Annotated in this window: 14 protein-coding genes; 9 read left to right on the forward strand and 5 right to left on the reverse strand. The window is 59.0% G+C overall.

The window, feature by feature from the left end; translation table 11 throughout:
* Position 1: 1 nt before the first annotated feature.
* The gene (locus ACR0KJ_RS05940; RefSeq protein ID WP_170449844.1) at positions 2 to 793 is read left to right on the forward strand and encodes a lytic murein transglycosylase; all 792 of its coding nucleotides are present in this window, start codon (positions 2 to 4) and stop codon (positions 791 to 793) included.
* 200 nt (positions 794 to 993) lie between these two features.
* The gene (locus ACR0KJ_RS05945) at positions 994 to 1896 is read left to right on the forward strand and encodes a hypothetical protein (RefSeq protein WP_480626164.1); all 903 of its coding nucleotides are present in this window, start codon (positions 994 to 996) and stop codon (positions 1894 to 1896) included.
* A 35-nt stretch (positions 1897 to 1931) separates the two neighbouring features.
* Here ACR0KJ_RS05945 and ACR0KJ_RS05950 read toward each other — a convergent pair whose 3' ends face one another.
* Entirely contained in the window at positions 1932 to 2675 is a 744-nt protein-coding gene (locus ACR0KJ_RS05950) for a heme-dependent oxidative N-demethylase family protein (protein WP_170449842.1), read from the reverse strand.
* Between the two features lie 123 nt (positions 2676 to 2798).
* Between ACR0KJ_RS05950 and dddP the strand changes: the two genes are divergently transcribed.
* Entirely contained in the window at positions 2799 to 4142 is a 1344-nt protein-coding gene (dddP, locus tag ACR0KJ_RS05955) for a dimethylsulfonioproprionate lyase DddP (RefSeq protein WP_170449840.1), read from the forward strand.
* An 8-nt stretch (positions 4143 to 4150) separates the two neighbouring features.
* Here dddP and ACR0KJ_RS05960 read toward each other — a convergent pair whose 3' ends face one another.
* The gene (locus tag ACR0KJ_RS05960; RefSeq protein ID WP_170735112.1) at positions 4151 to 4345 is read right to left on the reverse strand and encodes a hypothetical protein; all 195 of its coding nucleotides are present in this window, start codon (positions 4343 to 4345) and stop codon (positions 4151 to 4153) included.
* Positions 4346 to 4613: 268 nt separating this feature from the next.
* Between ACR0KJ_RS05960 and ACR0KJ_RS05965 the strand changes: the two genes are divergently transcribed.
* Positions 4614 to 5831, forward strand: coding sequence for a bifunctional alpha/beta hydrolase/OsmC family protein (locus tag ACR0KJ_RS05965; RefSeq protein ID WP_170519452.1), 1218 nt, complete (start codon positions 4614 to 4616; stop codon positions 5829 to 5831).
* Between the two features lie 50 nt (positions 5832 to 5881).
* Entirely contained in the window at positions 5882 to 6691 is an 810-nt protein-coding gene (locus ACR0KJ_RS05970; RefSeq protein ID WP_480626281.1) for a glycosyl transferase, read from the forward strand.
* Between the two features lie 41 nt (positions 6692 to 6732).
* On the opposite strand, the gene ACR0KJ_RS05975 is transcribed toward ACR0KJ_RS05970, so the two are convergent.
* The 3 genes from ACR0KJ_RS05975 to ACR0KJ_RS05985 form a co-directional block, all read right to left on the reverse strand.
* The gene (locus ACR0KJ_RS05975; protein ID WP_170519455.1) at positions 6733 to 7098 is read right to left on the reverse strand and encodes a UbiA prenyltransferase family protein; all 366 of its coding nucleotides are present in this window, start codon (positions 7096 to 7098) and stop codon (positions 6733 to 6735) included.
* Positions 7099 to 7109: 11 nt separating this feature from the next.
* On the reverse strand, positions 7110 to 7670 hold the full coding sequence (locus ACR0KJ_RS05980; protein WP_170519458.1) for a hypothetical protein: 561 nt from the start codon (positions 7668 to 7670) through the stop codon (positions 7110 to 7112).
* Between the two features lie 107 nt (positions 7671 to 7777).
* Complete coding sequence (locus ACR0KJ_RS05985) at positions 7778 to 8119, reverse strand: hypothetical protein (RefSeq protein ID WP_170519461.1); 342 nt, start codon at positions 8117 to 8119, stop codon at positions 7778 to 7780.
* Positions 8120 to 8208: 89 nt separating this feature from the next.
* Between ACR0KJ_RS05985 and purB the strand changes: the two genes are divergently transcribed.
* The 4 genes from purB to ACR0KJ_RS06005 all read left to right on the forward strand — a co-directional run bounded on the left by purB (position 8209) and on the right by ACR0KJ_RS06005 (position 11582).
* On the forward strand, positions 8209 to 9513 hold the full coding sequence (gene purB / locus ACR0KJ_RS05990) for an adenylosuccinate lyase (RefSeq protein ID WP_170449825.1): 1305 nt from the start codon (positions 8209 to 8211) through the stop codon (positions 9511 to 9513).
* Positions 9514 to 9626: 113 nt separating this feature from the next.
* Positions 9627 to 9779 (forward strand): hypothetical protein, encoded by a 153-nt coding sequence (locus ACR0KJ_RS05995; RefSeq protein WP_170449824.1) that lies wholly within the window; start codon positions 9627 to 9629, stop codon positions 9777 to 9779.
* Positions 9780 to 9883: 104 nt separating this feature from the next.
* Positions 9884 to 10423 carry a tetratricopeptide repeat protein gene (locus ACR0KJ_RS06000; protein ID WP_170449822.1) on the forward strand — a complete coding sequence of 180 codons (540 nt, stop codon included), beginning with the start codon at positions 9884 to 9886 and terminating at the stop codon, positions 10421 to 10423.
* Positions 10424 to 10490: 67 nt separating this feature from the next.
* Positions 10491 to 11582, forward strand: a complete 1092-nt coding sequence (locus ACR0KJ_RS06005) for a flagellar motor switch protein FliG (RefSeq protein WP_480626165.1) — start codon at positions 10491 to 10493, stop codon at positions 11580 to 11582.
* The last annotated feature ends 90 nt before the right edge of the window (positions 11583 to 11672 follow it).

Here is an 11672-nt window from a genome sequence, read left to right on the forward strand (position 1 = left end):
TATGCTGCGCGCGCTTTTTCTGTCGCTTGCCCTGACCATCCCGACCGTCGGACTAACCGCGCCCTGCGGGAATACCAGCGCGGGGTTCGAGGCCTGGAAAGCGGACTTTGCCAAACAGGCGCGCCGGGCCGGAGTGAAAAGGAAGGGCTTGCAAGCGCTGGCTCAGACGCAATACGCCACCCGCACCATTGCGGCCGACCGAAACCAGAAGAGTTTCAAATACTCGCTGGATAAATTCATGCGTGTGCGCGGCGCGGATACAATTGTTGCGCAGGGGCGCAAACGCAAAGCCAGAAACCCGGATTTCTACGCCGCATTGGAACGCCAATACGGCGTGCCATCCGGAATTCTGCTGGCCATCCACGGCATGGAAACCGGCTTTGGCAGCTTCATGGGCGACAGTCAGGTTGTTTCCGCAATCACAACATTAGCCTATGATTGCCGCAGATCGGATTTCTTTATCCCCCATGCCATTGGGGCGCTTAAACTGGTCGATCAGGGCAGCATCACCATGGCGACAAAAGGGGCAAAACATGGCGAACTGGGCCATACGCAATTCCTGCCCGGCAACGCCCTGGAATACGGTGTCGATGCCACCGGCGACCGACGTGTGGACTTTTACAACCTGACGGATGCAATGGCCTCGACCGCGAATTTCCTTCGCAAAAAAGGATGGAAACCGGGGCGTGGGTATCAGCCGGGACAGCCGAATTTCGCAGTCATTCAACAATGGAATGCGGCATCGGTCTATCAGCAATCCATCGCCATCATGGCCGCGCGAATCGATGGTTAGGCCCGACACTCCGTCACCACGCCCTACACGCAATTCGGCCACAAAATTGCCATAGTGGCCACCAAAACGCCTTGGATTCAGGGTTTCCAAAGCGTAATCAATCCTCGGAAATTTCGATTTTTTTCCATTTTGGTCAAATTCTGTCCAAAAACCGTTGATAGTTTGTCGGCTTAGACAATAAGCGGCAAAGGAACACTCCAGTGGCTCGGAAGCACAGCTACCATGGCGGCCTGCAATTCGATGGCGACACAGACGGCGCGATCGAGCGGTTTGGCACAATTGTCGCCACGACGCTTGAGGATTACGGCCATTTGGTCGAACGCAAAGCGCTGTTGTCACGGACTGAGGCAAGCGTTGTCTCAAGCCAGTATATGGTGCGCCTGACGCTGGATACCGAAGCGGCGGATACCGACACACGTTACGAACGTATGGATCGCGCGGCTGGCCTGCGGACGCTCGCCCGGCCCGTTGTGTCCAACCCTCAGAACCGGTTGGTCCTGACGGTTACTCCGGTGTCGCCGCTGCTGGACGATCTCGAGATCTCGGAACTTATGCTGGTCGTCATTCTGTATCGCATGGTCGATATCTGCTCGACCCGGCGGGTGGAATGGCTGTCACCGCACACGGTATTGACCGTCGAACAGTTCATGAGCGCCTTTGACACGCTGGCCCCCAGCAAACCCAGAAACCGAAAACAGATCTTTCAATCTGTGACCGGTCAGTTTGCAGGTCTGGACATCCCAGAACCGCAAGATCCTATCGAAGCAGCCAAACCTGCGGCCCGTCCGATCCAGCTGTCAGACGAACAACTGCTCAGCATCGCGTTTCGCACGGACGAACCCCAAACCCCAACAGAAACCCTGCCCAGCGAAACCGCTGAGGAAGACGAGCGGCCAAGCGACATTCTGCGGCTCAGCAGCTGGTGCATGACAGGCGTGATCGCCAGTGTCTCCACCCCGATTGCGCTGTCCATGGCGGCGGTTAACCTGATCCGCGGTGAGGATTTCAGACTGAACACTCAGGTTCTGGTCTTCACCTTTGCCATTGTCGCCCTGAATGCCAGCAACGCCTTTGCCGACGTTGCCACCGCTTTGGGCATGTAACCGAATTACAAGAACCCTCCTTGGAGGCCCCGCCGTCAGGCGGGGTTTTCCATTTCTGCCAGGCTGTGCGCGGCCAAAACATAGGTGTGGATCGAGAAAACGACCGCGCCAGTCTTGGGCAGCCGCATCAAAGTCTGACGCTCGCTTCGCAGGTATGAGGTGGTCCCCGCTTTTGGTTTTTCCCGCGGTTCGCTGGCACTGCGGGGTTGAAAAAGCTCCGGGTCCTCGTACCACAGCGCATTGAAGCGCCAAAGCGGGCGATCTGGTTGAATCCCATCGAACAATCGCTGCACGCGCCGGGCGATATTGTCGTCGTAGCTGGCGACCGGCACATGAATATCTACCAGCGGGCGCATGAATTTTTCACTCAAACGCCAACTGGCCGGAAAACACAGGATCGCGCCTGTCAGAACATGCTGTTCGGCTTGCTTTTGCAGGATACAGAAATCCTCTTGAACCAGATGGCACAGCGTATCCAGTGGCCGGGTCCTATCGATGTCAACCGACACGCCGTCAGGTCGGCGCACGCTGTCCGTAGCATCAGGATAGACCTGCGCCAGAACCAGCTCCAAAAGCTCTTGCGCCGCAGGTTCGGCACCTTGGTCCAGTGCCAGCACCTGATCGCGCAGTTCTTTCAACAGGGTCGCCCGATGGCTCATCTGCGCGGCAAAGGCATCATCCTGATGCAGCCACGCGTCCAGCGACGCAGGCTGCACACCGGGCAGCGCACGGGCGTTGCGCGGGTCATACGGGATTTTTTCCTGCAAAATGATAGTCATGAGACCCAGCTACCACCGAATCCATGCAATGTCGGTCAAAAAACGACCCGCAGACGGTCGCAATCTTCTGCGACGACGGATCAGGGCCTCAACACACTCGACCCCATGTCAGGGAGGCGTGACGTGAATCAACACTACCGGGATACCCGCAAAATCGACCCGACCCGAGGGGAAACACTGGGCGACGGAACACCCAACGACAACAACCGGATCGAGATCGGACCGACGCAACTGTCCTTTGACGAATGGGCTGCGGCCGGGTTGCAGCTACCGAACCTTGAACGGATGCGCGAATACCGCTGGAAGCGCCTAACGCAGGCGATTGTCGATCGCGGATACGGTGGACTGTTGATCTTCGACCCGCTGAACATCCGCTACGCCACTGACAGCACCAACATGCAGCTGTGGAACACCCACAACCCGTTCCGGGCTGTGCTGCTATGCGCCGACGGGTATATGGTGATCTGGGACTATAAGAACTCACCCTTCCTGTCGACGTTCAACCCGTTGGTGCGCGAACAGCGGTCAGGCGCGGATCTGTTCTATTTCGACCGGGGCGACAAGGTGGATATCGCAGCGGACGTGTTCTCGAACGAGGTGCGCGTGCTGATCGACGCACATGGCGGCGGAAACAAGCGTCTGGCGGTCGACAAGATCATGTTGCACGGGCTGCGCGCGCTTGAGGCGCAGGGGTTCGAAATCATGGAAGGCGAGGAACTGACCGAAAAGACCCGCGCCATCAAAGGCCCGGACGAGATTCTGGCCATGCGCTGCGCCAGCCATGCCTGCGAGACCGCCGTGGCCGAGATGGAAAAATTCGCCCGTGCCAATGTCGGCGACGGCAAAACCTCGGAAGATGACATCTGGGCCGTTCTGCATGCCGAAAACATCCGGCGCGGGGGTGAGTGGATCGAAACCCGCCTTTTGGCCTCGGGCCAGCGCACCAACCCGTGGTTTCAGGAATGCGGCCCCCGTATTACGCAGCAGAATGAAATCATTGCCTTCGACACGGACTTGATCGGTTCGTACGGGATTTGCATCGATATTTCACGCACATGGTGGATCGGCGACCAGAAACCCCGCGCCGATATGATCTATGCCATGCAGCACGCGCATGAACACATCATGACCAATATGGAAATGCTGAAACCCGGTGTGATGATCCCTGAACTGACGGCCAACTCTCACAGGTTGGACGACAAGTTTCAGGCGCAGAAATACGGCTGCCTGATGCATGGTGTGGGATTGTGTGACGAATGGCCGTTGGTTGCCTATCCCGACAAGGCGGTTACCGGGGCCTATGACTATCCATTGGAACCCGGCATGGTGCTCTGTGTCGAAGCCGCTGTTGGCGAAGTGGGCGGAGATTTCTCGATCAAGCTGGAAGATCAGGTACTGATAACCGAGGACGGCTATGAAAACCTGACCAAATACCCGTTTGATGGGCGGCTTATGGGGTCAGAGTGAGGATGCCCTCACTCTGACCAATTTGAACGACGCACATTGCCGTGCCAGTCTTCAATCGGCTGCGTCAATTGCGGGTCGCTTGCGAATTCGCCCAGTGGCCAGGACTGTCCCAGCGCAAAACCCAATGCGCCAACCAGAACAAGAGTAACCAATGTGCCTGCCCCGATACCGGGCGACTGCGGGGTTGCTGTAATATGTGTCATGCTTTCCTCCGGCGATGGTGTGGATACCGTGAAGATGGGGGAGGCAGTTGAATTATGAAAATGAATATTTAATCGACACAACATCACCAATTGTGATGTTTGGTCATTCAATTGGACGCCGCAACACCGCTTACCTGCGCAAGTGCACAGGTCCTGTGCACCTGTCCGCCAAGTCCTCACCTTACCGTTACGCCTTTGACATATCCCTTGAGACTGGCTTTGCTTCACCACAGTATTGCAGGCATCCCCCCAAACCGAAGGAGCCGAAATGCCCACGGAACGCATCACTTTTGCCGGACATGACGGCGGTCAACTTGCAGCACGACTGGACCTGCCCGACGGTCCGGTGCTGGCAACCGCCCTGTTCGCGCATTGCTTTACCTGTTCCAAGGACATTCCAGCCGCGCGCCGCATCTCGGCCCGGCTGGCGGCAATGGGCATCGCGGTCTTGCGGTTCGACTTTACGGGTCTGGGCCACTCGGAAGGCGAATTCGCAAACACCACCTTCACCTCGAATGTCGAAGACCTGATTGCGGCGGCTCAGTATCTTGCGGGCCGGAATATGGCCCCAGCCCTGTTGATCGGTCACTCGCTCGGCGGTGCTGCGGTTTTGCGCGCCCGTGCGGGCATCCCTTCGGTCAAGGCGGTTGTGACCCTTGGGGCCCCGGCCGATCCCAGCCACGTCTCGCACCATTTCGAAGATGCCCTGCCGCAGATCCAACAGGACGGCAGCGCCGAGGTTTCGCTGGGCGGGCGTCCGTTCCGCATTGGCAAGGCCTTTGTCGACGATATTGCCGAAGCAGCACTGACCCCATCGGTTGCTGATCTGAAAGCCGCATTGCTGATCCTGCACGCGCCGATGGATGAAACCGTCAGCATCGACAATGCTAGCACGATCTTTCTTGCGGCCAAACACCCCAAAAGCTTTGTCACCCTTGACGATGCCGACCACCTGATCACCCGCGCCGCAGATGCCGAGTATGCGGCCGATGTGATCGCAGCCTGGGTGTCGCGCTATGTTTCGCTATGCCCGCCTGCCCCACCGCCGGGCGCGCCCGAAGGCGTCATTCGCGTGACCGAGTCGGACCCCAACGGTTTCTTGCAGGACATTCAATCGGGGCCGCGCCATCACGTCGTGGCGGACGAGCCGGTGTCATATGGCGGCACGGATCGTGGCATGTCGCCTTACGGGTTTGTCTCCTCGGGTCTTGGGGCGTGTACCTCGATGACCATACGCATGTATGCGCGGCGCAAACGGTGGCCACTGACCGGCATCACCGTCGATGTCTGCCACGACAAGGTCCACGCGCAGGATGCGGGGCTGGCAAACGAGGGCAAGATCGATCAGTTCAAACGCAAGATACGGCTGGAAGGTCCCTTGACCCCCGACCAACGCGCGCGCCTTCTGGAGATTGCGGATAAATGCCCCGTGCACCGCACGCTGGAAGGCTCGTCCGTTGTGACCACGATCCTGCTGGACGCGTGACCTGAAATCCTGTCACGGAACTGTTTCGCGTGGCTGCTACCCACGCGGCCATGGAAAAACAGATCGTGTGCATAAACTGGGGCACGCTCTACGGTGCCCCCTATATCAACCGCCTTTATCGGATGGTCTGTGCCAGAACGACGCCGCCTTTCCGGTTTGTGGCCTTCACGGATTCGCGCGACGGTGTCGATCCCGGTGTCGAGTGCTTTGACCTGCCCGAGATGCCCGGCTTCATGCCGCAGCGAACCATTGGCCAATGGCCGAAATCCAGACTGTGGGCCGCAGAGCTGGCTGATCTGACGGGGCCATTCCTGTTTCTGGATCTGGACGTCGCGATCACCGGCTCGCTGGATCCGTTCTTCGAGTTCGGCGACCCGGACGACGTCATCCTTGCTCGCAATGTGGCCAAACCCCTCAGCCGTCTGGGGCAGACGTCGATCTACCGTATGCCGGTCGGGGCGCTTGCCCCGCTGCAGGATATCTTTGCCGCCGACCCTCAGGGCGTGGCGGATACGTATCGGTTTGAACAGCATTTTGTGACAAAGAACGCGCCAAACGGGATAAGGTTCTGGCCCTCCGGCTGGGTCCGCCATTTCCGGATCGAGTGTATTCCCAAGTTCCCGCTGAACTACTTTCTGGACACGCGCGCACCCAAGGACGCACGCGTTGTGATCTTTGCCGGATCGCTCAACCCGCCCGATGCGATCAAAGGCCAGTACCACGCCGAGGTTCCGCACCTGCCGCCCGGCCAACACATCTGGCGCGCGCTAAGGTCAAAGCACAAGCTTCGGGGAATCCGCCAATTTGTACGACCTGCAACCTGGGTCGAACGGATTTGGGATCAGGCAGAACAAAGCTAGGCCCTGCCCGGCTGCATGCCGGGCACGGAACAGATCGCCAATCAGCGTCTCCGCGGCGCAGGCCGATGGATCGGAGGCCGCGCCGCAGGCGGTCTTGCAACCGGAGGACGCGGACGCGACGGCGGCTTGGCAATCGGCGGCTTCGGACGCGCAGGTGGCTTGCCCGCTGGGGGCTTCGGTCGATTGGGCGGCTTGCCGTCCGGAGGTCTGGGCCGGTCCGGTCGGTTCACGTCGATATCGACATCGACGTCGTGGTAATAATCATTCCACAGCATCGAGTCGTAAAACGGGTCGTACCGGTACCCATAGCCCACGCCGACACTTACGCCATCGCAGCCTGACAGGGTCAGACCTGCGACCCCCAAGCCCAGCGCTAGCACAGAACGTTTGATCAGTTTGCGTGTCATACCAACCTCCGTCATTGCAGCGACCGGAACGACGCGAAAACGGCGTTCAGATCATCCACATAGGCCGGATCAGCCCCATCGCGCAGGATCGCCACCACGACGGCCACCCGGTTTCGCGGCAGGTCGATCAGGGTCGCCGTGAAATTGATCCGGCGACCATCGCGGTTGCCGGTGCCACGGTAGACACGGGCGGGCAACCCCCCGATGCGGGTATCGCTGGTGCTGGTGACGCTTGGATCTTTGACAAGGAACTTGTCGATATCTTCAAGATACCGCTCCCCGTCCTGAATATCTTCAACTCCGGCTGGCGATACGAAGCCCATCCAGACCGTGTCGTCAGTAACCGGTCGAATGGCCATCACGCGCGCAACGGCGCGGGCATCCCCTAACTCGGTATCTTCAATGTCACGCGGCCCGCCGGTGCGCAGGGCCCAGAAATCCGGAACCGAGAACCGGAACAAGGCCCGACCCGCATCGGTATAGGTCACAGGCGTCTCGGCCCGGACAGGCGCAGCCCCTGCCGCCCATAGGGCCGCACAGGCAGCAAGTGTTGACGCTAGAAAAATACGCATATCTCAATAACCTGATGGTTTCGCTGCCATCAGATTGAACCGGGCGCGCTTGCTTTGTCCAGTACTGCCTTGCCCAACAACGGAAAATCCTTGCGGGAGGGGTTGGGTCAGTTCCCCCGCTTAACAAGCACGCCATCTGTTGTGTTGCCGGCGTCATCGACAAAGCGGATTGTCTGACCCTGTTGCAGAACATCATAACACGCCCACAGATCCGATGGCGGCCAGAGCGAGCAATACTGATCCCCCCGCACAGCCCAGCGCCCCTCACTTGGGCCGCCCGCAAAATACTGGGTCAGCATCGAGGGCTCAAAGGTCTGCCAGACGCCATCCCCGTAATCCAGCTTCTGTTCAGTCAGCGTCGCCAGAATTCCTTCGCCGGACAGGGTCTGAAACTCTTCAGCCGCCAGAAAGCCGGGCCAGATCGCTAAAATCAGGGCAAACCGTCTCATATCCGCACTCACACCTTGTTCATTAGATGGTGCGGGTTTAAACCCCGCCGCATCGCCTCCTGCCCAAACACAATAAGGTGCCGCTGCTTATGATTCCACGTTATTCCCGCCCCGATATGGTCGCCATCTGGTCGCCCGAAAGCAAGTTCCGCATCTGGTACGAGATCGAGGCCCATGCCTGCGACGCCATGGCCGATCTGGGCGTGATCCCGCGTGAGAATGCCGAGGCCGTGTGGAAAGCCAAGGACGTGGAATTCGACGTCGCCCGCATCGACGAGATCGAAGCCGTCACCAAGCACGACGTCATCGCCTTCCTGACCCATCTGGCCGAGCATGTTGGCAGTGAAGAAGCCCGCTTTGTGCATCAGGGCATGACCAGTTCCGACGTGCTGGACACCTGCCTGAATGTGCAGCTGACCCGCGCCGCCGATCTGCTGATCGCCGATCTTGAGGGTCTGCTGGCCGCGCTCAAACGCCGCGCGATTGAACACAAGAACACCGTCCGCATCGGCCGCAGCCACGGTATCCACGCCGAGCCGACCACCATGGGCCTGACCTTTGCCCGTTTCTACGCCGAGATGGACCGCAACCTGTCCCGCATGCGCGACGCCCGTGCGGAAATCGCAACCGGCGCAATTAGCGGTGCGGTTGGCACATTCGCCAACATTGACCCGCGCGTCGAGGAACACGTCTGCGACCAACTTGGTCTGGTGCCCGAACCGATCAGCACCCAAGTTATCCCCCGCGACCGCCACGCGGCCTTCTTTGCAACCCTTGGCGTGATCGCCAGCAGCATCGAAAACATCGCCATCGAAATCCGCCACATGCAGCGGACCGAGGTGCTGGAAGGCGCCGAATTCTTCTCGATGGGTCAAAAGGGCTCGTCGGCGATGCCGCATAAGAAAAACCCGGTTCTGACCGAGAACCTGACCGGTCTGGCCCGCATGGTGCGCGCGGCTGTGATCCCGGCGATGGAAAACGTGGCACTTTGGCATGAACGCGACATCTCGCATTCCTCGGTTGAACGCATGATCGGGCCCGACGCCACAATCACGCTGGACTTTGCCCTGGCCCGTCTGACCGGCGTGATCGACAAGATGCTGATCTTCCCCGAGAACATGCTGGAGAACATGAACAAGTTCCCCGGTCTGGTGATGAGCCAACGCGTTCTGCTGGCCCTGACCCAAGCCGGTGTCAGCCGCGAGGACGCCTATGCCATGGTGCAGCGCAACGCGTTGAAAGTCTGGGAACACCGGACCGATTTCAAGCAAGAGCTGCTGGCAGATGCCGACGTCACCGCCGCGCTGAGCCCCGAAGAGATCGAAGAGAAATTCGACCTTGGCTATCACACCAAGCATGTCGACACGATTTTCGAGCGTGTTTTTGGCGAATAAATCATCGTAAGCCGTGAAACAGCCCGGTCTGCCACAGCAGCAGGCCGGGCTTTTTTGCGATTCAGCAAGAATCGGTTACTCTTCACGGGACGTCTCTGCAAAAGGAACTGATCATGATCCGAACCGTTCTTTGCTCGATCGCCCTTGTCTGCTTTGCCTCGGCCAGCCTTGCCTGCACCGGCCATTCCAAGCAGACCCAATCCTGCGCCGATGGCGCCGTTTGGGATCAGGAATCGCAAAGCTGCACAAAAATCATAAACAGCTAAGAGTTTTCTTTCCTGTTTGTGAATAAATGCGACCCGTCCGGTGTTAGCTTTTTTGAAGATCGCACTATGATTTCAATTAGCAGACCCGAGAACGGAGTTAAATTATGCGCCTAGTCCTAGCATCCGCGATTGCATTTCAGGCATTTGCCTTTGCCCCCATTGTTCATGCCGCAGGTGGCGACAGCAGCCCGCCGAAACCGACAAACACGACGAAGAAATGCCTGTTTGGCCGTGTGTATGACGAGGCTGCGGGCCGCTGTGTGAAGCCGAACAAAACCAATTTCACCCAAGATCAGTTGTATGACGCGGTGCGCGAGCTGGCCTATGACGGGCAGTATGAACATGCGCAGGACATTCTGCGCGTGATGGATCAAGGCGATGACCGTGTTCTTACATATTGGGGCTTTACCTACCGCAAGATGGGCGAACTGGCGCTGGCCAATGCGTTCTATCAGGATGCGATCACTGCAAACCCCGACAACATTTTGGCGCGCAGCTATATGGGTCAGGGCTTTGTCTCGGAAGGCCGCACCGATCTGGCCATCGAACAATGGCGCGAGATCAAGGCCCGTGGTGGCGAAGGCACCTGGGCCGAAGCCTCGTTGCGCGACGCAATCCGCACCGGGCTGACATATAGCTATTAGGCTTCAGCCTTTCTTTACCCGATTCTCGCTAATCTGCCTGTGGACTTGATTTTCGCTCGGCAGGCAGATGCAGGATACGAACGCGCTGATACAATTGGCACCGGGGGCGGCCGCCCCCGCCGGTGACGGTAACGACGCCCCAAGGGTTGTTCCCCGATCGCTCAGCTCTCTACAAAAGGCCGCGGTTGTTGTGCGGCTTTTGTTGAATGAAGGAGCGGATATACCGCTGGAAGACCTGCCTGACGATTTGCAGGAAAAGCTGACCCATCAATTGGGTCAGATGGGGTTGGTGGATCGCGTTACACTGGATGCCGTCGCGCGTGAATTTGGCGATGCGCTGGACAATATCGGATTGTCCTTCCCGCATGGTTTGGCTGGGGCTCTGGACGCGATCAACGGCAAGATCGCGCCCGCCACGGCGGCCCGGTTGCGCAAAATGGCTGGCGTGCGCCAGATCGGTGATCCGTGGCAAAGGTTGCGCGAAATTCCAACCGAAGACCTTGCCCAAATGGCGCAAGCCGAAAGCACCGAGATTGCGGCGGTCATGGTCTCCAAGCTCGATACAGCGCAGGCGGCGCAATTGCTGGGTCATTTACCCGGACCTGTGGCCCGACGGATCACCTATGCCATCTCTAAAACCGCCAATGTCACCCCCGAAGCGGTCGAACGGATTGGCTGGTCGCTGGCCTCGCAACTGGATCAACGTCCGGCCCAGGCCTTCAGCGACGGGCCCGGCGCGCGGGTCGGGGCGATTCTCAACCAGTCGGCGGCCTCGACCCGCGACGGGTTGCTGACCGCGCTGGACGAAGAGGATGCAGATTTCGCTAGCGTCGTGCGCCAGTCCATATTCACCTTCGCCCATATCACGACCCGTATCGCCGCCCGCGACATTCCGGCCATCCTGCGCGAGGTAGATCAACCCGTTCTGATCACCGCCCTGGCAGGTGCTGCGGCGGATGACGACAAGGCGTCGGTGGAATATGTCCTTTCGAACATCTCATCCCGTATGGCCGATAACCTACGCGAAGAAATGGGCGAACGCGGCCGCGTCAAACAAGCCGAAGCCGAGGAGGCGATGACGCAGATCGTCGGTGCCATTCGCAATCTGGTGGATGCAGGCACGCTCACCCTGATCGAAGCCGAGGAAGAGGACGCGTAGATTGGGTCGCCATGGACCCATGAGGATGCTTGAGGTTGCCAGCCCCGGTCTGTATGTCTGATCGGGAAACGCGCAATATGCGGTGAGACG

Source organism: Ruegeria sp. AD6 (genome assembly GCF_056542325.1).